This window comes from Micromonospora sp. NBC_00821, assembly GCF_036347035.1.
GTDB lineage: Bacteria > Actinomycetota > Actinomycetes > Mycobacteriales > Micromonosporaceae > Micromonospora > Micromonospora hortensis.
Map to the genome: position 1 here is coordinate 3,883,751 of NZ_CP108880.1, position 20,154 is coordinate 3,903,904.

A 20,154-nucleotide genomic window follows, 5' to 3' on the forward strand; every position below is an offset into this window, starting at 1 on the left:
ATCCGGTGTTTGGGTTCGCGGCACCGCCGTCATCCGGCAGCGGCCTTGCTGGTGGGGGCGGTATGGGTGCCGGGTGTCGCGGCATCCTCGCTGACCGATCGCGGCGGCTGCTGTCGCCGGGTCATCGCGACACCGAGGAACACGACGACCATCCCCGCGATGACGCGCAGACCGATTTGCTCATCGAGCACGATCGCCCCCAGCGCCACCGAGACGATCGGCAGCAGGTACCCGACGGTGGCGGCGCTGGTCGCCCCCTCGTCCGCGATCAGCCGGTAACTGAGGTAGAAGGTGAATCCGGTGCTGAGGATGCCGAGAAGGGCGACCGCGATCACGGCCTTCGGATTGAATTCCGGTGGTGCCATCCCGCCGGCTGGCAAGGCCAGCGCGCTCAGCGCGGTGGCGGTGAGAAGCTGGGCCGCGGCGAGGGCGATCGGGGCGGTGCCCCTCCCGGTGAGCTTTCGGGCCATGTAGGCGAAGGCGACGGCGTAGCTCGCCGCCGCGCCGAGTAGGGCAAGAGTGCCCCAGCTCAGCAGCCCGGCCGCATGCCAGGGGGCGAAGATCAGCAAGGTACCGGCGAAGCCGAGCAGCAGCCCGCCCAGGCGGATCGGGCCCAGGCCCCGTTCTGCCCCGATCCCGATGCCGATCAGCAGAGACCACAGCGGGGTGGTCGCGTTCAGCACGCCGGCCAGCCCGGAGTCGACGGTCTGCTCGCCGAGGCTGAAGAGGAAGAACGGCAGGGCGTTGCAGAAGAAGGCGGCCACGACGAGATGGCACCAGGTCGTCCGGTCCCGGGGCACTCGCTGGCGTGCGGACCAGGCCAGGCCCAGCAGGACCGCCGCGCCGAGCGCGGAGCGCGCGAAGGTGATCTGCAGGGGGGTCAGACCGTTGTTCAGGGCCAGCTTGATCCAGAGGAAGCCGGAGCCCCACAGCAGCGCGAGCACGGCCATCCGTCCCAACGCGCCACGTGCGCCAATGTTCACTTCTTGCCTCCCGGTCGAATCGACATGAACGCTGCCGGAGCGGACTCGACAGGACAAGTGAAAGGTTCTTCAGAGACCGTTAAGCTCAGCTACATGATTGACGTACGCCGCATGCAGGTCCTCCGCGCGGTGGTTGCCACGGGCTCGGTGACCGCAGCGGCGGCGGATCTCGGGTACACCCCGTCCGCGGTCAGCCAGCAGGTGGCGGCCCTCGAGAAGGAGGCCGGGATCGCGCTGTTGGAGCGCGTCGGCCGGGGCGTACGGCCGACGGCTGCCGGACGGCTGCTCACCGAACACGCGGCCATCATCGGCAAGCAACTGGCCGAGGCGGAGACGGCGCTGGCCGATCTGCGGGCCGGGCGTACCGGGCGGCTGGCGATCGGCTACTTTGCCACCGCCGGAGCCACCCTGATGGCACCCGCGCTCGCTCGGCTCCGGCAGGCGTACCCGGGCGTCCGGGTCGACCTCAGGATGACCGACCCCGCCGACCCGCTGCCGGCGGTGACGCAGGGCCGGATCGACCTGGCCATCGTGGTCAGATCCGCGGATCGGCCACCGGAGGGCGTCCACCTGGTCCACCTGCTCGACGACCCCTATCGCGCCGCCCTACCCAAGGGGCACCGGCTCGCCTCGAAGCGGGTCGTCGACCTGATCGATCTGGCTGGTGAGCCGTGGGTCGGCAGCGAGTGTCCCGGCCCGTGCCTCGATGTCATCCTCGACGGCTGCGCTGCGGCCGGCTTCCAGCCGAACGTGGTGGCGCGGAGCGAGGATTACGCCACCGCGCAGGGCTTTGTCGCCGCAGGCCTGGGCGTCAGTCTGATTCCGGAGTTGGGGCTGGCCAACCGGCACCCCGGCGTCGTGATGCGCAAGATCCGCAACCCGGAACCCGTACGGGCGATCCAGGCGGCGGTGCGGCAGACATCGCTGGGCCAGCCGGCGCTCGACGGATTGCTCGCCGCACTGCGGCACGCGGCAACCGACTGAGGGCCAATCTCGGGGGCGCGGCGGGACTGCCTGGGACAGCTACCCAAGTGGGGGGCTCACACCTGGTGCGCGCGGACCAGGGTGAGCATCTCGTCCACCGACCCCGCTGGGTCGGAGACCGGGAACTGCACGGCTCGGACCACCGCCTGCGGGTCGACCAGCAGGGTCAGCCGCTTGAACCGGGTCATCCCACCGGCGCGGAAGACGGGCAGCAGCAGCCCGGCGGCCAGCCGGCCGTCCTCATCGGACAGCAACGGGAAGGGCAGTTCGGCGTACGCGGCGAAATCGGCGAGCTGGTCGGGCCGCTGGGTGCTGATGCCGTAGACGCGCACGTCGGCGGTCACGAAGTCCGGGTGACGCTTGGCGTAGGTGGTCGACTCCAGGGTGCATCCCCGGGCGCCGGGAATCTCCGCCCAGCCGGGCGGATAGCCGTGCGTTCCCGGCGCGTACGCCCCGGGGAACAGGTAGAGGACCGTCCACGCACGCGTCGCGGCCACCGCCACCGGTTGCCCGTCGGCGGCGGTCAGGACGACATCGGGCAACCGTCGGCCGACCAGGTCGTGCGCTCGGCGCGCCTCGGCCGAACCCGCGTCGGCCGTCGCGGTCACGTCACCGTCGCCCATCAGATGCCTCGTCCCCCACTCCTGCAGCGCGATCAGCACCGGCAACAGCCCCTCGCCCCTCGCGGTGAGCAGGTAGTCGTAGCGCGGCGGGTGTCGTGAGTACGGGCGGCGCTCCAGCACACCGTGCTCGACAAGCGCGCCGAGGCGCTCGGTCAGCGCCCGCCGACTGACACCCAGCTCGCGTTGCAGCCCGTCGAAGCGGGTCGTCCCGCCGGCGACGTCACGCACGATGAGGAACGTCCACCAGTCCCCCAGTACGCCGAGCGCCTGCGCGATGCCGCAGTCCGCATCGGCGAGATCCTCTCGCCGCACCCGCTACCTCCATTGGTCCCGTCCGACTATAGTCCGTTCCAGATTGGAACGCGCCGGCTTGACGAACGGGGGACGGCGACATTCCCGTCGACGAACGGGCCGGGGCGGGGCGGGCATGCCCGTCGCCTCGGCCCTGAGGGCGGTTCGGGGGCAACCCCCGGGGGCGCACCGGTCACCACCGGTACGCCCGCCGGGGGTCGGCGTCTCAGCTCGCGGGCGTCACGTTCATCACGTACTGGCCTCCCATGTTTCCGGGCGGCGAGAAGTTGGCCACGATGAAGGTCTCCCACCATTTCGCGCCCTGGCCGGCGACCCGCCCCACGCCCAGCTTCGTGGTGTTCTTCCAGACCAGCGCGGTGAAGTGCCCGATGGCCTTCGTGGAGTCGATGGCCTTCCCCGTGGCGAAGTCGTAGTTGCTGATCTCGCTGTACCAGGAGTCGACGGCAGCGGTCCCGGAGCCTGCCGTCGGGCCAGTAGAGGCGCCCGCCCACGACCCGTTCTCACCGGTGTCCGGTCGCAGACCCTCGTGGGTGAGATTGCCCTTCTCGGCCATGAAGGACGCCCGCGACTTCGAGTACTCCACGAGCTCCAGGTCGAGGGTGAGCAACGACGATCCGTGCCGCGCCCGCAGTTCGTTGACCTTGCTCAGCACCTCTTGCAGGAACTCGTCGTTGGTTCGATCCGCGAATCCATCTCGCATGACGTGACACCTCTTCTGAAGAAGAACGGCGGAATGTCTGCCCCTGGTGGGCGGCTCGGCCCTCGACGGCTGACACAGCGGGTCGGATGGCCATCGACAGCCTTCCATCGGCAGACACGAAAGAGCCGTCACTGAAGGTGATGGATTGATGACAGAAGCGATAACACCGGCTTTCGCCGGTGAACCGACGCGGAGATGCCGCAGCGGGCCTGGCCGCACCGCCCCAGGTGGTGACCGGGGCACCCTGACGTGGACGCACCGTCAGCGGCACGCTGTCTGAGACCCGAACGACATCAGCGGCGTGACAGAGAATTTCCTCTTCTCTGTCACAACGGCGATTTCACACCCCGCCGTCGACCGGTGCCGTTCGCTGACGACATCGACGCTACGTCGCCACCCGATTGCCCACCTCGTCACGACTTCGGCACACCGGCCGGCAGGTGCTCCGCCTGCGTTTTCCGGCCCCGCGCGTCCCCGCGGCCCCTAGCCTGGGATCGGGACGCCCGCGCGGGCGACCCGACCGGGAGGACCGACGTGGCAGGGAACCAGGCGAACCGGGCGGCGACCCGCCGTCGCCGCCAACTGTGGGCCGGGGTCCTCGCACTCGTCGGCCTGGTCCTGCTGGTCATCGGCGTCACCGTCGCCGACGGCGTCGCGGCCTGGGTCGAGGTGGTGGTCGCCATCCTGCTGCTGGTGACCAGCTACGTCGTGCAGCGCCTGGCCCGACGGGAGACCGTCTACCGGCCCGACGAGCGACGCTGACACCACCGGCGGCCGGGCGTACACCAGATCGTCGGACGGTTGTGCCAGGCTGTCCGGCGTGGCACACCGACCCCCGATCCTGCTGATCGACGCAGCCAGCCTCTACTTCCGGGCCTACTTCGGCATACCGGAGTCCGCAGCAAAGGCTGAGGACGGCACCCCGGTCAACGCGGTGCGCGGCTTCCTCGACATGCTCGCCACCCTGATCCGGGTGCGGGGCGCCGACCGGATGATCTGCGCCCTGGACTACGACTGGCGCCCGGCGTGGCGGGTGGACCTGCTGCCGTCGTACAAGGCGCACCGGGTCGCCCCGCAGGGCGGCGAGATCGTTCCGGACACCCTCTCCCCGCAGGTGCCGATGATCCTGGAGGTGCTGACCGCTGTGGGCATCACCGCGGTCGGCGCGACCGGTTACGAGGCGGACGACGTGCTCGGCACCCTCTCGGTGACCCAGCCCGGCCCGGTGGAGGTGGTCTCCGGCGACCGGGACCTGTTCCAACTCGTCGACGACGCCCGACCGGTCCGGCTGCTCTACGTCGGGCGCGGCGTCGCCAAGCTCGACGACTGCGACGACGCCGCCGTACGGGCCCGCTACGGTGTGCCCGCCGACCGGTACGCCGACTTCGCCGCGCTACGCGGCGACCCGAGTGACGGGTTGCCCGGGGTGGCCGGCGTCGGCGACAAGACCGCCGCCCGGCTGATCGAACGCTACGGCAGCATCGCCGGCATCCTGGCCGCGCTCGACGACTCCGACTCGTCCTTCGCACCGGGCCTGCGCGCCAAGCTGGTCGCGGCCCGCGACTACCTGGGCGTCGCGCCGACGGTGGTCCGGGTCGCCCTGGACGTGCCCCTGCCGGAGCTGCCCACCGCGCTGCCGAGCGCGCCGGCCGACCCGGACCGGCTGCTCGAGCTCGCCCAACGATGGAACCTGGCCGGCTCGGCCCGCCGCCTCGTCGACGCCCTCGCCGCCCCTCGCGGCGGCGAGAAGCCCTCGACATCCCCGCAAGCGCGGTAACCACCCGACACGACCCGGTCGGGGGACGAGCGGGCGAACGCGGAATCCCGCGTTCGCCCGCTCGTTACCGTCCGTAGAGGTGGATCGGACAGGTCCATCGAGTCGAGCGGTTCCGCAGGAGATCCCGTGCACCTCGCCGCGCCGGAGCCCGGATCGCCACGGGCCAGCGGTCCGCCGGTGCGCGACCCGGAGGGCCCACGTCGGGTCACCCTCCTCGAACTCTTCTTCGACCTGGTGTACGTGGTCGCGCTGGCGCTCATCTCACGGGGAATGGTCGACCAGCTCGACTGGCACCGCGCCGCCGAGGCACTGATCATGCTGGCCGCCGTCTGGTGGACCTGGGCGATCACCACGCTGGTCACCGACCTGTACAACCCGGAACGCACCGAGATCAAGCTGCTGATCAGCGCGGTGATGTTCGGCGCGCTGCTGATGACCACGGCGATCCCGGAGGCGTTCAACGATCGGGGGCTCGTCTTCGCCGGCACCTACGTGGCGATCCACCTCGGGCGTGGCCTGTTCCTGATGCCGGCGGTACGCCGCGAACCGCAGACCCAGCGTCGGGCGGCCCGCATCTTCGTCTGGTTCGCAGTGTCGGCGATCCCGTGGCTCATCGGCGCCTTCGTCAGCGGGGACGCCCGGATCGCGTGCTGGGCCATCGCGCTCGTCATCGACTACACCGGCTTCCGCCTCGCGTACCCGGTGCCGGGGCTCGGGGTGGTGCCCGAGAAGCAGCGCAACGTCACCGCCGAGCATCTCTCCGAGCGCTACCAGCAGTTCTTCATCATCGCGCTCGGCGACGCCATCCTGACGATCGGCACCATGTTCAGCATGGAGCACAACGAGGCCGAGAACATCGGGGCCTTCGCTGTGGCGTTCCTGACCACGCTGCTGCTCTGGCGGATCTACGTGCACAAGTCCGGCGAGCTGCTGCCGACAGCGATCCAGGCAGCCCGGTCGCCCAGCAAGTTCCTGTTCAGCGCGCCGTACACCCACCTGTTGATGATCGCCGGCGTGGTCACCACGGCGGCCGGCTTCCACCTGGTGCTGCACGAGCCGACCGGGCGGACGCCGCCGGCCTGGCTGGCGGTGATCCTCGGTGGCCCGGCTCTGTTCCTGGCCGGCCGGGCCTCGTTCGAGTACGAGGTGTTCAGCCGGGTGTCGTGGTCGCGACCCGGTGGGGTGCTGGCGCTGCTGACCATCGCCCCCGGCGTGCTGTACCTGCCGCCGGTCTTCGCCTCCCTCGGCGGGCTGCTGGTGCTGGTCGGCGTGGCCTACGCGGACTTCCGGCGTAGCCACGGCAAGCCGCCGGAGGCCCCGTCACCCCCGCACTGAACCACACCCGCCCCTCACCGCGGAATCGGGCCGGCCAGCAGCCGGCCCGCGTCGGGAACGTACGGGTCGACACCCAGACCGGTGAGCAGTTGATGCACCGTCGCCGTCGCCGCGGTGAGCACCGGGCGACCGAGACTGGCCTCCACCTGAGGCACCACCGCCAGTGACGGCAACTGCACGCAGGCGGAGAGGACCACGGCGTCCACGCCGGTCACGTCCAGACGACCGGCCAGCTCGACCAGACGCTCCGCGGGGATGCGCCCTACCGCCACGTTGTCCGGCTCGCAGAGGCTCACCGCGTCGGTCACCCGCACGCCGTACGCGGCGAGGTAGGCGACGACGGTCGCTGTCAACGGCGGCAGGTACGGCGCGACCAGGGCCACCCGGCGGGCACCCAGCGCCCGCAGCCCCGCGACCAACGCGCCGGCACTGGTCACCACCGGCATGTCGTGCCCGGCGCGACCGGCCGCGCGGCCCAACCGCCGCTCGGCCCGCTCGTGCGCGCCGGCGCCCTCGCACATCACCGCCACCAGACAGGCGTACGCGAGCACGTCGCAGCGGGCGTCGGCCAGCTCGGCGGCACACCGCAGGGCGGAGCGGTTCATCCGGGCCAACTCGTCGGCGGTCACCTGACGCAGCCGTACCCGACTGGCGTGGGTGGTGAAGCGGACCGTCGGATCAACGGCCTCACGCCGGCGCAGCATCGCCGGGATCTCGGTTTCCATTGTGGTGTTGGAACTGGGCACCACCAGGCCGATGCGATAGCCGCTCACACCAGTGCCCCGGCGTACCCACGGACCTGCAATCGTTCCCGGGCACCTCCGGCCAGGCGCACCTGCAGGCCGAGCGGCGCGGCGGCGCGGCGGACGTCGTCCAGGTGCAGCGATCCGTGCCGGTCCACGGTGAGCACCGGCGGTTCTTCGAGGTCACCCTCCGGCGCGTGGAACGAAAGCAGGGTGACCGAGGTGGTGAGGTAGCCCGGGTACGCGGCGCGGGCCGCGGCCTCGTCCCGGTGGACCAGCACCACCAGATCGTCGAGATGGGCGAAGTCGGCGGCGAGGGCGCCCGCCTTCCAGTGCGCCGGTTCCTCGGCAGCGCCGGTGAGATGCCGGGAGCGGTTCGCCGAGGTGATGTAGAGGTGATCCGTTCCGGTCTCGGCGAGCGCCCGCTCGAAGAAGGCGTTGGACGGGCACGTCAGCCCTGGTGCGATCACCTGGGTGGTCCGCAAACCCTGGTCGACCTGGGTGAGGTGGTCGGGAAGCCGGTCCGCGGCCGGCCCGCGGAAGCCGAACGGCCCGGCCCCGTAGAGGGCGTCCATCAGCGCCCGCACCCGGCCGACCGGCAACCGCGGCGAGATCCGCGTCCAGTCGAACATCCCGGGGATCCGGCCGATCGCTGTGGTGATGCTGCCGACCTGCTGGACCGGTCGGCCCTTGGCCAGGTTGACCCGGCGCACGGTGGCCGCGTCGGGACGCGTCACGATGACGTAGAAGTTGGCGAACGCCGCCGCGACGATCGCGCCGCCGGCAAGCGCGCGGGCCGCGACCGCGACGTCCTCGGGGCGGTCGATGTAGAGGGGCGGTGTCGGGGCGTCCATGAGTCCTCCTCGGCGGGGCCGTGAGGCAGTTCTACGTCCACTCACCCGGATGACGGCGAGGTCGGTCGCCGATCCGATAGCCGACAGGCGCTACCCGGTGCGGGCGGCGGATGCCCGGGCGGTACACAACGGCGGACGGCATCGGCCGGATGGGGGATCCGCGGGGGGTCGTAGCACGCAACCGTTAGCCGCGCGACCCGATTGGGTACAACGGCTGCACCTCAGATCCACCACATACCTCAGGAGGCAGCGATGCGCGGCACCTCGATTCTCGGAGTCATCGTCGTGATCTGGTTGGTGATCGGCGCCATCGCCGGTGGCCAGCGCGGTTACTACAGCGGCGACGACACCAATTGCGCCGAGGCCGGCACCATCCTGGTCACCATCGTGGCCGGGCCGTTGAACTACATCGGCGCCAACCCGAAGGTCGACTGCAAGCTGCCCGAGCCTTCCAAGTAGACGACAGACGCACCACGGCCCGTGCCCCCGCAGTGGGGGCACGGGCCGGCGCGGTTTCGGCGAGGTCGCTCCGGAGCCCAAGGGCCTGTTTCATAAGGGCGGTCGAGCCGAGGCGGAGTCCGGGCGGCGATCCGGCAAGGCGCGGTTTCGTTCGGATACCGGTGTTGTATCCGGACGAAACCGCAACGCCGCCGGTCGTCGTTCGGGCCCGCCGCAGGCCGGCCAGTTCTCATGAAACAGGCCCTAGCCCGTCTCCTCCCCCGACCGCGCAACTGTCGACCGGTCGCGTCCCCAGGCGGCCAGCGGCTCGAGGGCCTCGTTGAGGCGAGTGCCGTCCTCGGTCAACGAGTACTCGACGCGGGGCGGCACCTCGTCGTAGGAGACGCGGTGCACGACGCCGTCCGCCTCCATCTCCCGTAGGTGTGAGGCCAGCACCTTCTCGGTGATCCCCGGAAGCAGTCGACGCAGCTCGCCGAAGCGACGCAGGGGGTGCTCGTGGAGCGCCCAGAGGATCAGCACCTTCCACTTGCCGCCGATCACCTCCATCGCGGTGTCGATACCGCACGCGTGTCCGTCCGCGGTGCCCGGCCGGTTCACCGTCGCCATAACCACCCCTCCGACGTGCTCGCTCACCCCCTGGTGAGTACGCACTCCGAAGTGCGTACTTGATCATCTGAGGGCCGATGACCAGCCTAATCGGCATGGAACAGAACACTGTGGAGAGACCCTCCGTCACGATGCTGGGACTCGGCGCGATGGGTACCGCGCTGGCCCGCGCCTGGCTTGCCGCCGGCTACCCGCTCACCGTCTGGAATCGCACTCCGGCCCGCGCAACAGCGCTCGCGTCCGACGGGGCGAGGGTCGCGGGCAGCGCCGCCGAGGCGGTAGCGGCGAGCACCCTGGTCGTCGTCTGCCTGTTGGACGACGGCTCGGTCGACGAGGTGCTGGCCGGTGTCGACCTGGTCGGCCGGGATCTGGTCAACCTGACCACCAGTACCCCTGCCCAGGCCCGCGCCCGCGCGGCCTGGGCCCATCGACAGGGCGCCCGCTACCTGGACGGTGGAATCATGGCTGTCCCGCCGATGATCGGCGTCCCGGAGGCCGGCGGCTACGTCTTCTACAGCGGCTCGCGAGCGCTGTTCGAACGGCACCGGGAGACGCTGGGCGTCCCGGTCGGCACCACCTACGTCGGCGAGGACGCGGGCTTCGCGGCCCTGCACGACGTGGCTCTGCTCAGCGCCATGTACGGGATGTTCGCCGGGGCCGCGCACGCCTTCGCCCTGATCCGTCGGGAGGACATCGACCCGGCGGCGTTCGCCCCACTGCTCGCCGACTGGCTCGTCGCGATGGTCCCGGCGGTGCACCAGACCGCCGACCAACTGCGCAGCGGGGACTACACCACTGAGGTCGTCTCCCCTCTCGCCATGCAGGTGGCCGGCACGCCGACCTTTCTGCGCACCGCCGAGCAGCAGGGCGTCAGCCCCGAACTGCTCCGCCCCTACTTCGACCTGATGCGCCGCCGCCTGGCGGAGGGCGGTGGCGAGGAGGACCTGACGGGCGTCATCGATCTGCTGGTGCGGTGAGATGCCCGGTGGCGGGAGGCGGTCCGTTGGTGCCTCCCGCCACCCACGGCACACCGCCTAAGGCATCCTAGGAGGCTGGTTTGCGACTTACCGGCGTTTGTCCGCGCCGAGGCCGGGAACCGCCGATGCCTCAGTCAGTGAACGGGATCGGGAGTGTGGGCATGCAGATCGGCTACAAGCTGGCCGCCGAGGGGTACGGCCCGCAGGACATCATCCGACAGGCCGTCCTGGCCGAGCGGGCCGGCTTCGACTTCGTCGAGATGAGCGACCACTTCCACCCGTGGCTGGACGCGCAGGGACACTCGTCCTTCACCTGGAGCGTGCTCGGCGCCATCGCGGCCAAGACCAGCACCCTGCGCCTGGCCACCGGGGTCACCTGCCCGACCGTCCGCTACCACCCGGCGATCATCGCGCAGGCCGCGGCGACCATGGCGCTGATCTCCGACGGCCGGTTCACCCTCGGGGTGGGCGCCGGAGAGCGGCTCAACGAGCACGTGGTCGGGCAGGGCTTCCCCAGCGTGCGCGGGCGACACGAGCGACTACGCGAGGCGCTGGAGATCATCCGGCTGCTCTGGCAGGGCGGCTACCAGTCGTACGAGGGCCGGCACCTGCAACTGGAGGACGCCCGGATCTTCGATCTGCCGGACACTCTGCCCGTGATCGCGGTGGCGGCCAGCGGTGAGGTGTCGGCACGGCTCGCCGCCGAGTTGGGCGACGGCCTGTTCGCCACCGAGCCGGACGCGTCGATCGTCGAGCACTACCGACGCGCCCAGGGTTCGGGCCCGCGCTACGCCGAGGTGCCACTGGCCTGGGCCACCGACGAGCAACAGGCGGTGCAGGCGGTGTTGCAGACGAGCCGATGGATGGTCACCGGCTGGAAGGTGATGAGCGAGCTGCCGAACCCGGTCAACTTCGACGCGGCCAGCGCGTACGTCGAGGAGAAGCACATCCGGCAGCTCTTCGCCATCGGCCCGGACCCGGAGCCGCACGTCGCCAAGGTCCGGTCGTACGTCGAGGCCGGCTTCGACCACATCGTCCTGCAGAACGCCGGCCCCGACCCGGACGGCTTCCTCGACTTCTTTGCCGGCGACCTCTCCGGCCGTCTGCGCGCGATGGGCTGAGAGCGGACCATCCGCTCGCCGACGAGCGGGCCAGGAGGCTGGTTTGGAGCATTCGCCGCCGGGCCGTCACCCGCACGACCATCAGCTCCACCCAGGGGTACAGCCGGCGCACCCGGCCCACTGGCGATCGGTCGATCGCTCCTGCGGGCCGGGTGCGTTCCGGACCGGTGTCCGCCACCCGGCGGGCCACCTTGCTGACGTGGTCAGCGGAAGCAGTGGGGAACCGGCGCCGTGCTGTCCAGGCAGTTGCTGGGCTCGTTGCCGCTGATCTCGGTCTCGTCATCGACCTTGGCCTGGGCCTTGTCCACGAAGAGGCCGCCAGGCCGCACGTCGGAGACGTTGTCGGCCACCCGGCTCTTGAACAGCGAGACCTGGCCCATGGTGACGAAGATGCCGCCCGCCTTCTTGTCGGCGTCGTTGCGGCCGACGGCGCTACGGCGCACCAGCAGGTTGGACTTCTCGGAGTAGATCCCACCACCGTCGCCTTCGGACGTGTTGTGCGTGATGGTGCTCTCGTCGAGCGGAAGCAGGCCCTGGAAGGTGGAGATGCCGCCGCCCTTGACCGTGGCGGTGTTGTCACGGATCGTCATGCCCCGCAGGTAGAGCACCGCGTCCGAGTTGGCGATGCCCCCGCCGACCTCGGCGGTGTTGCCGATCACCCGGACGTCCGAAACCTTGCTGCGCGCCGAGAAGCTGGCGAAGCCCCCGCCCTGCGCCGCCTTGTTGTCGGCGAACGTGCTCCGGTGGACCTCGGCCGCTCCCCGGTAGTTGCCGAGCCCACCGCCGTAGCTGGCGGCGGTGTTCTCGAAGAACTTCGACTTGTCCAGGGTGAGCACGCCACCGTTGAGCAGCCCTCCGCCCTTGCCCTCCTTGCCGATGGCGCGGTTGCCGACGAAGGTGCTGTCGCTGATCGTCATGTTGCCGTCGTTGAAGACCGCGCCACCGCCTCCCTCGGCGGAGCGGGAGGTGCTTCCGATGATCGTCGTGCGCCGCACGGCGGCGGCGGCTCCATGGACCACGTGGATGCTGCCCCCCTCGGCTGCCGACCGGCCGTTCTTGAGGACGACGTCACTCAGGTCCAGCTCACCACCATCGCGGACGGTGAAGAACCGGAACTCCTCGGCGTCTGGGTCGCGCCGGATGGTGGCGCCCTCCCCCCGGATGGTGATGGCGTGGTAGATGACAGGCAGACCGGCCTTGTCGTCCTTCGGATCGCGCGGGGGCGCTTCGGCGTCCCCGGGGTTCTCCGCGGTGTCGGCAGCCTCGCGGGCGTCCCGGATGCCGCCGTCGTAATCGTCGGGTTGCTGGAATGCCTCGGTGAGGGTGTAGGTGCACTTGCGCGCCAGACGAAGCTCGCCGCCACCCTCGGCGTTGGCACGGACGAGCGCCGCGATGAGCCGGTCGGAGTCGCAGGGCACCGTCACCCGGTCGGCCGCCGCAGCCGCCACGCCGGTCAGACCCGTCGTCGCCACCACCATGCCACCAGCCACCAGACCACCGGTTAAGAACCACCGGGACCGCCGCCTGGGCCGCGCTGGGCGTCGACTCGCTCGGTACGTGAACATAGAACTTCCCTGCCCCTCGTGCATCTGACACGGCCGCCCCCAAAACAGGCGCGGGGTGGCTAACGTCCCTAGCGCCACCGAAATGACGATACGACGGTCAAATGTGACAAGGCAGGCGAACGTGAATAACCTTGCGATTGCGCTTGGGCACCCCCTTCCGCCGCCCACCGCCGCAGCAGGGTCGAATCCGCCCGAAACAGCGGTTGGGGCCCGCTCCAGGGCCAGGGGCCAGCCCTTATGGCGGCCACGTCGGCGCCGAGCTCACCCGCCGACGTGGATGCCGGGTCGACGCAGCGGGTCCCGTTCGGTCCGGCGGATGATCTCCCGCACCACCGGCGGGGTGTCTCCCCGGCCCAGGATGAGATAGCGCGCCAGGTGCGCGATCGGGCTGCCCTCCGACCACTCGAAGTGCGCGTGCGGCCGGACTCCGGTGGCGTCCCGCAGGGCCAGCAGGATCGCGGCGATCGCGTTCGGCGCGGCCGGGCTGTTGGCCCGCAACACCCGGAAGCCGCCCACCTCGATCCCGTGCACGCGCAACACCTGACTGAACTCCGACGGATCGACCACGTCGATCTCCAGGAACAGCACGTCCGCGGCCCCGGGCACCGGATTCATCCCCCGCTGCGCACGCTCCTTGATCGTGTACTCCTTCACCGACCCCTTCTGGCGCTTGTTCGCGATCAGGTGCAACTGCCCGTCGTGCGCCAGCGACTCGGTGATGAACCGACGGGCCGCCTCGTCGAACTCGATCCGCTCGGCGCGCAGCTCGGTGGTCCGGGTGACCCGGGAGACCAACGAGACCACGATGATGCCGAGGATGAACAGCGCGGAGATCGTGATGCCGTCCGGCTGTTCGATGACGTTCTCCAGCAACGCGTACAGCAGCACCAGGGTCAGCACTGTGAAGCCGATCGCGGAGCCACGCCGGTGATGACGGGCCGCGGAGATCGTCACCGCCACCGCCCCGGACACCATCATGGCCAGGATCCCGGTGGCGTACGCACCGGCCTGGGCGTTGACGTCGGCGCGGAAGGCGATAGTGATGGCGACGCTGACGACGGTGTAGACGATCACCACGGGGCGTACCGCCCGCGCCCACTCCGGCGCCATGCCGTACGACGGCAGGTAGCGCGGCACGATGTTGATCAGCCCGGCCATCGCCGAGGCGCCGGCGAACCAGAGGATGAGCACGCTGCTCACGTCGTAGACGCTGCCGAACACCTCCCCCAGGTAGGTGTGCGCCAGGAACGCCAGCGCCCGCCCGTTCGCGCCGCCGCCCGGCCGGAACTCCTCCGCCGGAATGAGCGCCGTGGTCACGAAGGTCGTCGAGATCAGGTACACCGACATGATCAACGCGGCGGTGGTGAGCAGCCGACGTGTGTTACGGATCCGGGCGGCGAGCCGGGCCTGCTTGTCCGGGCCGTCGGCCGCCACCAGGGGCATCATGCTGACCCCGGTCTCGAAACCGGACAGCCCCAGCACCAGCAGCGGGAACGCCAACACGGCGGTGAGCAGCACCCCGCCCGGGCCGCCACCGGTCGAGGTCACCGCGGCCGTCCAGTTCGACACGATGCCCGGGTCCTCGACGATTCGGGCCACAGCGACCACGACGATCACCGCGTTGAGGACCAGGAAGACCGCGACCAGCGGGATGGCCACCACCACCGCCTCGCGGAACCCGAGCAGGAACACCCCACCGAGGATGAGCAGCAGCACCACAGTCACCACGACCGGCACCACGGACCCGTGCAGGACGTCCGGCAGGTACGGGTTCTCCAGCAGGTGCACTGTGGCGTCGGCCGAGGAGAGGGTGATCGTGATGATCCAGGAGGTGGCCACGAAGCCGAGCAGCACGAGGACGAAGATCTTGCCCCGCCAGAACGGCAGCAACCGCTCCAACATCGCCACCGAGCCCTGACCGTGCGGGCTCTCGTGGGCCACCCGCCGGTACATCGGCAGCATGCCGAACAGGGTGAGCACGACGATCAACAGGGTTGCCAGCGGGGAGAGCGCCCCGGCCGCCACCGCCGCGATGCCAGGCAGGTACGACAGCGTGGAGAAGTAGTCCACGCCCGTCAGGCACATCACCTGCCACCAGGCGTGCCGACGGTTCTGTCCCTCGGTCGCCTCGGGGCCGGGCGGCTGCACCTGGTGCTGGAAGAGCCACCGGCGCAGCGGGCTGGCCGGCGGCGCCGAGCGGGCCGGGGTGGCCACGCGTTCGGGCACCACGACGCCGTGCCGGCCGCCCCGGTGTGGGCGGGCCGGGTCGCGGGCCGCCCGCAGCGCCGGGTCCGGGCCGCTCGGCGCGTGGCGGCGCCCGTTCCAGCGCCGTGGTTTCGCCCGGTGCTCGTCAGCCATCGCCAGTCCCACCCTCACAGGTCCTGATCTGACGGTAGGCGGTGACCCGGCGCCTGATCGGCGGAACCGGGTACCTGTTGGGCCTGCTCAGGACAGGTCCGCGACGGCGAGCAGCCGGGCCAGCGCGGGTGGGTCGGCGACGGTCACCGTGGCCGCCGGGTGCCGGGGCCGCCCTCCGGGCACGAGCGCCGGCACCGGTACGCCGAAGCGCAGGCAGATCCCGCCGGCCGCGCTGCTGCCGAAGGTCGCACCGCCGTCGGCCAGCGACAGGTGTGGGCCGATCGCCCGCCACCAGCGGTACGGCCCGCTCAGCTCGACGGCGGTGACGTTGTCCCGGTCGGTCCGCAGCCGCCACGGCCCGTACCGGATCATCAGGTCCCGTTCGGTGACGGCGACCCAGGCCGTCGCCGGGCGGACCCCCAGCAGCGCCAGCACTGGGCGGAACACCGGGTCGAAGCGGAACGGAAACCGGGCCACGACGCCGGTCATCGGGCGCCGGGCCGAGCGGTGGGTCGCGACACCGGGCCGCCCGGCCGCAGGGGGCCGGGCCGCGCGGGCCGGGGGCGGGCGGCGGGCCGGCGCCGGGCCAGGACGGTCATGGCGCGGGCGTACCCGATCCGAGCCCGCCGACACCCCCGGATCCGCACACCGTGGAACTGATCCCCGTTCGGCGCTCCCCCACCGCCGGCCGGCACCCCCCGGGCCGGCCGACGGCGGCAGACGGTCGACACCCCCCGGGCCGACCGGCTGTCCCCCTGCGTGACCGGCCCGACCTCGGGCGGGCACGCTGGGGTGGAACTGGTGGGACGCGCCCCCGCGCTCCGCCGCCCCCCACGGGGCGGAGCGCGGAGGCCCCCCGTCCCGGCTACTGCAGGAACGCCCCGAGGGGCGAGAGCAGCAACCGGCCGAGCGCCGCGGCGTTGTCGTCCAACCGTGTGCGCTCACACTCGCGGGCGTCCGGATCGTGCCGGCACCGCCAGATCTTCTGCGCGTTGCGCCAGGCGACATCGCGGGTGTACTCGACCAGTTCCCCCTGGTACCAGTCGTCGATGTCGCCGTTGAGCATGTCGATGAGCAGCTGCCACCGCTCCAGGTAGCCCCGACGTAGGCCAGGGATCTTGTCCGCGAAGATGTTGTTGATCTCGAGGTAGTCGTGGTGCTGGTCGCTGCCGTCGACCGGCTCCGACTCCAGGTGGTCGAACGTGGTCACCAGGGCGAACGGCAGGTCGAAGTTGATGTGCGCGTTCACCCCGGCCGCCGCCGACGGCAGCGGGCGGGCATCAGGCCCCCGCATCCGCTCGAAGAGGCACGACCACGCCTTCGGGGTGCCGGGGCTGGAGTCGGTCCACAGCCGCATCGCGTCGAAGTACCGGGCGGCGAACTCGACGTCGAGCCGGGAGAGGAAGACCGGATCGACGAAGCGGTCGTCGTACAGCCCGTCCAGCACGCTGCTGGTGATGGTCAGGTAGAGCTTGTTGAAGTCGGCCAGGGGGCAACTGTCTTCCAACGGTGGCAACCGGACCAGCATGTCCTGGAGCTTGGTCAGATGATCGACCACGGCCGGCACGTCCGCGGGATGATCGGCGAGCAGGTCGACGATGTCCCGGTGAACGGGCCCCCAGACCGGTTCGATCATTTCTCCTCCATTGTGGTCGGCGGCATCCCCCGTGCCGTCGTCGACGCGGCCCAGCCTCTCAGCCGACACCCGCCCGCCGGATCAGTAAAACGACGTATCCCGGCGCGAACACGCGCCGGGATACGTACGCAGTGATGGGTCAGGCCCGTTGGTTGCGCAACTGGATCGCGCTGGCCTGCACGCGGGTACGGACCTGGAGTTTGTCGAAGATGTGCGACACGTGCACCCCGATGGTCCGCTCGCTGATGAACAGCCGCTGACCGATCTCCCTGTTGGTCAGCCCCTCGGCGACCAGGGCGAGCACTTCCCGCTCCCGGGCGGTGAGCGCCGCCAACTCGTCGTCGGACGCCTCGACCGGGACGCCGCGGGCACCGGTGCTGCTGTCGCGCTCGTCCAGCGACACCCGGGCCCGCCCGGCCAGCTCGCGGATCTCCGAGGTCAACGGCACCGCGCCCAAGCCCTGCGCCACCCGGTACGCCTCCCGCAGGAGCTTGCCGGCGGTGGCCACCCGGCTGCGCCGAGCCAGCAGCGCCTCGGCCTGCCGCAGCCGTGAGTAGGCCGCCGGATAGGGGTGATTGCGTCGATCCCACTCGGCCGCCGACGCGGCCCACAGCTCCGGATCGCTGCCGTCGAGGCGGCTGACCTCGGCGGCGCACAGCGCCAGGAAGCCCTCCACCACCGAGCGCACCGGCCGAGCGGCACCGGCGCTCTTGCGGGCCACCCGTTCGGCCACCTCCCGCAGCCGGCGTACCGCCGTGGGGTCCACCTCCACCGTGCGGCTGGCGTGCGCCTCGGCCTCGGCGCGCAGGCCGTGCCAGACCAGCGCCGAGAGGATCATCACGTCGTCGGAACGGCTCTCGGTGAGGCCGCGCTGCACCGCCTGCCGCGCCACATCGTGCCGGCCCTCCCACATGGCCAGCCCGGAGCGCAGGGTGAGCAACGGAATGACGTGTCGCGCCCCGCCGCCGGCGAGCAGGGTCGCCACCGCGTCGAGATCCCGACCGGCGGCCTCGATGTCGCCGTAGCCCACCGACAGCCGGCACCGGGCCAGCAGCAGTTCCACGGCGTCCGCACCGGACGGTCGGTGCCGCAGGGCCGCCGCCACCACCTTCTCCGCCTCGGCCCACTGGCCCACCCGGAACAGCCCGTTGATGGCGATGGCCAGCAGCCGGGTGCCCCAGGTGCGACCCAGCCCCAGCTCGGCCACCCGCTCGGCGCCCCGCCGGGCCACCACCACGCCCTCTTCGAGGACGTTCAGCGGCCCGGTCAGCAGCTCCGCCAGGTGCAGGTACGCGCAGGCCACGTCCTCGGGCTGACCGGCACGCTCGGCGGTGTCGAGGGCGTCGCGCATGACCGCCAGACCGGCGTCCGGGTCTTCCAGACAGGCGTCGCTGAAGCCCAACGCCGAACTGGCCAGCACCACCTCGGTTGCCGAGCCCGCCACGTTCTCGGCCAACGCGAGCGCCTCGCGGGCCCGCTCACCGGCGTCGGCGTAGCGACCCAGGTGCAGCAGTAGCTCGGCCAGGCGGGCGGCGGCGCTCGCCCGGTCCCGAGGGGAGCAGTCCCCCGCCTTCAGCGCCCGCTGGTATTCCTCCTCGGCCAGCGCGGAGCGACCGGCGGCGGCCAGGTAACGGGCCCGGCGGATGTGCAGCGCGCAGCTCGGCTCGCCACCCCGCAGCGTGGCCAACTCCTCCAGCAGGGCCAACGCGCGGGCGTGCTCCCCGCAGTGGTGGGCCGCCTCGGCGGCGTTCTCGAGCAACTCGACCCGGTCCACAGTCAGCGGGCCCGGCTCGGCGGCCAACTGCAACGCCGCCGACCAGTGCCGGTGCGCCTCGGCGTAACCGTGCAGCCGCTCGGCCTCCTGGGCGGCGGCCACCGCCGCCGGCAGAGCGCGCGCCGGCTCGCCGGCCAGCCGCCAGTGGTGCGCCAGCCGGGCCTGGTGCAGCTCACCCGGCGCCGTGGTCAGCGCCTCGGCGTAGCGGCGGTGCAGCCCGGAGCGCTCGGCCGGCAGGAGCTCGTGCGCCAGCACCTCGGCCACCAGGCGGTGCCGCAGCCGGTAACCCTCGTCGGCGCCGACAAGCAGCCGGTGCGCCACCGCGGCCCGCGCCGCGGCGATCAGCTCGTCCTCCGGCATCCGCAGCACCTCGGCCAGAAGCCAGTGCTGCACCGGCTCGACCCCGGCGGCCACCGCGTGCACCACGGCGTGCGCGTGCTGGGGCAGCGCGTCGACCCGGTCGAGGAAGATCTCCCGCAGGGTCTCGGACAGGCCGTCGCGGCCGTCGCGCAGATCCCGGGCCAACTCCTCGATGACGAACGGGTTGCCACCGCTCCGCTGCCACACCTGCTCGGCCGCGTCCGCGGTCAGCGTCCGGCCGACCACAGCGGCAGCGAGCGTCTCGGTGTCGGCCCGACCCAGCGGCGCCAGGTCGAGCACCCGCACCGTGCGGAGCCGACGCAGCTCGGTGAGCACCCGGCGCAACGGGTGCGCGCCCTGCAACGACTCGGCGCGCACCGCCGCCAACACCGACAACTGAAGATCACCCAAGCCGGCGAGCAGGTAGAGCAGGAGTTGCCGGGTGCTGCGGTCGACCCACTGGAGGTCGTCGAGGATCAGCACCAGCGGGCGACCCTCGGCGATCAGATGCAGGCCACGGGAGACCCGCTCCAGCAACGCGCCAGCGCCGTCCGGGCCGGCGGTCTCGTCGGCGAACATCTGCAGCAGACCTCGCACCGCCGAGGAGGTGCGGGCGGGCGAAGCGGACACCTCGGTGTCGAACCGGCGCAGCGCCTGCAACAGCGGGTGCAGCGGGGAGGCGTCGCCGATGTCCAGGCAGCTGCCGGTGAGCACGACGGCGCCCCGCTCCCGTAGGTGGTCGCCGATCTCGCCCAACAGCCGGGTCTTTCCCACACCGCTCTCGCCGGTCAGGAAGACCGCCGCGGTCTGCCCGTGCGCGGCGTCGCCGAGCAACGCGGACCGAACCGTCTGCACCAGCTCGGCCCGGCCCACGAGCGGTGCGGTGTCCACATCGCTGGCCATGCCACGCAGCCTAATCACAGTGCCCCTCACCGTTCTACGGCCGCCCATCGCTTGTGGTACTCCTCGCGTCGACTTTGCGACTAA

Annotated in this window: 18 protein-coding genes; 7 read left to right on the forward strand and 11 right to left on the reverse strand. The window is 71.3% G+C overall.

Annotation, left to right across the window (positions count from 1 at the left end; translation table 11 throughout):
- Positions 1-29 precede the first annotated feature (29 nt).
- Positions 30-983: a DMT family transporter gene (locus OHB44_RS17910; protein ID WP_330437622.1), complete on the reverse strand. Its 954-nt coding sequence runs from the start codon at positions 981-983 to the stop codon at positions 30-32.
- A 93-nt stretch (positions 984-1,076) separates the two neighbouring features.
- Here OHB44_RS17910 and OHB44_RS17915 point away from each other — a divergent pair, with 93 nt between their 5' ends.
- A complete protein-coding gene (locus OHB44_RS17915) occupies positions 1,077-1,967 on the forward strand; it encodes a LysR family transcriptional regulator (protein WP_238685564.1) in 891 nt (296 codons plus the stop codon).
- 56 nt (positions 1,968-2,023) lie between these two features.
- Here the strand turns inward: OHB44_RS17915 and OHB44_RS17920 are convergent, their stop codons facing one another.
- Together OHB44_RS17920 and OHB44_RS17925 are read right to left on the reverse strand one after the other, a co-directional pair.
- Entirely contained in the window at positions 2,024-2,902 is an 879-nt protein-coding gene (locus tag OHB44_RS17920; RefSeq protein ID WP_330437624.1) for a winged helix-turn-helix transcriptional regulator, read from the reverse strand.
- Positions 2,903-3,107: 205 nt separating this feature from the next.
- The gene (locus OHB44_RS17925) at positions 3,108-3,602 is read right to left on the reverse strand and encodes a CAP family protein (RefSeq protein ID WP_238685562.1); all 495 of its coding nucleotides are present in this window, start codon (positions 3,600-3,602) and stop codon (positions 3,108-3,110) included.
- 360 nt (positions 3,603-3,962) lie between these two features.
- On the opposite strand from OHB44_RS17925, the gene OHB44_RS17930 reads away from it, so the two are divergent.
- The 3 genes from OHB44_RS17930 (at position 3,963) to OHB44_RS17940 (ending at position 6,714) form a co-directional block, all read left to right on the forward strand.
- The gene (locus tag OHB44_RS17930) at positions 3,963-4,364 is read left to right on the forward strand and encodes a hypothetical protein (protein WP_330437625.1); all 402 of its coding nucleotides are present in this window, start codon (positions 3,963-3,965) and stop codon (positions 4,362-4,364) included.
- Positions 4,365-4,422: 58 nt separating this feature from the next.
- A complete protein-coding gene (locus OHB44_RS17935; protein ID WP_266302438.1) occupies positions 4,423-5,379 on the forward strand; it encodes a 5'-3' exonuclease in 957 nt (318 codons plus the stop codon).
- A 126-nt stretch (positions 5,380-5,505) separates the two neighbouring features.
- Entirely contained in the window at positions 5,506-6,714 is a 1,209-nt protein-coding gene (locus tag OHB44_RS17940) for a low temperature requirement protein A (protein ID WP_238685560.1), read from the forward strand.
- A 14-nt stretch (positions 6,715-6,728) separates the two neighbouring features.
- Here OHB44_RS17940 and OHB44_RS17945 read toward each other — a convergent pair whose 3' ends face one another.
- Positions 6,729-7,487: a maleate cis-trans isomerase family protein gene (locus OHB44_RS17945; protein WP_330437626.1), complete on the reverse strand. Its 759-nt coding sequence runs from the start codon at positions 7,485-7,487 to the stop codon at positions 6,729-6,731.
- Positions 7,484-8,311 carry a hypothetical protein gene (locus tag OHB44_RS17950; RefSeq protein ID WP_238685558.1) on the reverse strand — a complete coding sequence of 276 codons (828 nt, stop codon included), beginning with the start codon at positions 8,309-8,311 and terminating at the stop codon, positions 7,484-7,486. The genes OHB44_RS17945 and OHB44_RS17950 overlap by 4 nt, the downstream gene beginning before the upstream one ends.
- Before the next feature lie 252 nt (positions 8,312-8,563).
- On the opposite strand from OHB44_RS17950, the gene OHB44_RS17955 reads away from it, so the two are divergent.
- A complete protein-coding gene (locus tag OHB44_RS17955) occupies positions 8,564-8,770 on the forward strand; it encodes a hypothetical protein (RefSeq protein WP_007460667.1) in 207 nt (68 codons plus the stop codon).
- A 243-nt stretch (positions 8,771-9,013) separates the two neighbouring features.
- Here the strand turns inward: OHB44_RS17955 and OHB44_RS17960 are convergent, their stop codons facing one another.
- The gene (locus tag OHB44_RS17960) at positions 9,014-9,376 is read right to left on the reverse strand and encodes a winged helix-turn-helix transcriptional regulator (RefSeq protein WP_238685557.1); all 363 of its coding nucleotides are present in this window, start codon (positions 9,374-9,376) and stop codon (positions 9,014-9,016) included.
- A 95-nt stretch (positions 9,377-9,471) separates the two neighbouring features.
- On the opposite strand from OHB44_RS17960, the gene OHB44_RS17965 reads away from it, so the two are divergent.
- Together OHB44_RS17965 and OHB44_RS17970 are read left to right on the forward strand one after the other, a co-directional pair.
- The gene (locus OHB44_RS17965; RefSeq protein ID WP_330437627.1) at positions 9,472-10,353 is read left to right on the forward strand and encodes an NAD(P)-dependent oxidoreductase; all 882 of its coding nucleotides are present in this window, start codon (positions 9,472-9,474) and stop codon (positions 10,351-10,353) included.
- 161 nt (positions 10,354-10,514) lie between these two features.
- On the forward strand, positions 10,515-11,474 hold the full coding sequence (locus OHB44_RS17970) for a TIGR03557 family F420-dependent LLM class oxidoreductase (protein WP_238685957.1): 960 nt from the start codon (positions 10,515-10,517) through the stop codon (positions 11,472-11,474).
- Between the two features lie 203 nt (positions 11,475-11,677).
- Here OHB44_RS17970 and OHB44_RS17975 read toward each other — a convergent pair whose 3' ends face one another.
- The 5 genes from OHB44_RS17975 to OHB44_RS17995 form a co-directional block, all read right to left on the reverse strand.
- A complete protein-coding gene (locus OHB44_RS17975; RefSeq protein WP_330437628.1) occupies positions 11,678-13,039 on the reverse strand; it encodes a right-handed parallel beta-helix repeat-containing protein in 1,362 nt (453 codons plus the stop codon).
- Between the two features lie 261 nt (positions 13,040-13,300).
- Positions 13,301-15,397 carry an amino acid transporter gene (locus OHB44_RS17980; protein ID WP_238685554.1) on the reverse strand — a complete coding sequence of 699 codons (2,097 nt, stop codon included), beginning with the start codon at positions 15,395-15,397 and terminating at the stop codon, positions 13,301-13,303.
- A gap of 87 nt (positions 15,398-15,484) precedes the next feature.
- Positions 15,485-15,886 carry a hypothetical protein gene (locus OHB44_RS17985; protein WP_238685956.1) on the reverse strand — a complete coding sequence of 134 codons (402 nt, stop codon included), beginning with the start codon at positions 15,884-15,886 and terminating at the stop codon, positions 15,485-15,487.
- A gap of 376 nt (positions 15,887-16,262) precedes the next feature.
- On the reverse strand, positions 16,263-17,033 hold the full coding sequence (locus OHB44_RS17990; protein ID WP_266302433.1) for a DUF5995 family protein: 771 nt from the start codon (positions 17,031-17,033) through the stop codon (positions 16,263-16,265).
- Positions 17,034-17,172: 139 nt separating this feature from the next.
- Positions 17,173-20,070 carry a helix-turn-helix transcriptional regulator gene (locus OHB44_RS17995; protein WP_238686195.1) on the reverse strand — a complete coding sequence of 966 codons (2,898 nt, stop codon included), beginning with the start codon at positions 20,068-20,070 and terminating at the stop codon, positions 17,173-17,175.
- Positions 20,071-20,154 lie beyond the last annotated feature (84 nt).

Excerpts from the sequence above, each read along its gene's own strand:
- OHB44_RS17915 (WP_238685564.1), top strand. The coding sequence starts at position 1,077 with ATGATTGACGTACGCCGCATGCAGGTCCTCCGCGCGGTGGTTGCCACG.
- OHB44_RS17925 (WP_238685562.1), bottom strand. The coding sequence starts at position 3,602 with ATGCGAGATGGATTCGCGGATCGAACCAACGACGAGTTCCTGCAAGAG.
- OHB44_RS17950 (WP_238685558.1), bottom strand. The coding sequence starts at position 8,311 with ATGGACGCCCCGACACCGCCCCTCTACATCGACCGCCCCGAGGACGTC.
- OHB44_RS17955 (WP_007460667.1), top strand. The coding sequence starts at position 8,564 with ATGCGCGGCACCTCGATTCTCGGAGTCATCGTCGTGATCTGGTTGGTG.
- OHB44_RS17960 (WP_238685557.1), bottom strand. The coding sequence starts at position 9,376 with ATGGCGACGGTGAACCGGCCGGGCACCGCGGACGGACACGCGTGCGGT.
- OHB44_RS17965 (WP_330437627.1), top strand. The coding sequence starts at position 9,472 with ATGGAACAGAACACTGTGGAGAGACCCTCCGTCACGATGCTGGGACTC.
- OHB44_RS17970 (WP_238685957.1), top strand. The coding sequence starts at position 10,515 with ATGCAGATCGGCTACAAGCTGGCCGCCGAGGGGTACGGCCCGCAGGAC.
- OHB44_RS17975 (WP_330437628.1), bottom strand. The coding sequence starts at position 13,039 with ATGTTCACGTACCGAGCGAGTCGACGCCCAGCGCGGCCCAGGCGGCGG.
- OHB44_RS17980 (WP_238685554.1), bottom strand. The coding sequence starts at position 15,397 with ATGGCTGACGAGCACCGGGCGAAACCACGGCGCTGGAACGGGCGCCGC.
- OHB44_RS17985 (WP_238685956.1), bottom strand. The coding sequence starts at position 15,886 with ATGACCGGCGTCGTGGCCCGGTTTCCGTTCCGCTTCGACCCGGTGTTC.
- OHB44_RS17990 (WP_266302433.1), bottom strand. The coding sequence starts at position 17,033 with ATGATCGAACCGGTCTGGGGGCCCGTTCACCGGGACATCGTCGACCTG.
- OHB44_RS17995 (WP_238686195.1), bottom strand. The coding sequence starts at position 20,070 with ATGGCCAGCGATGTGGACACCGCACCGCTCGTGGGCCGGGCCGAGCTG.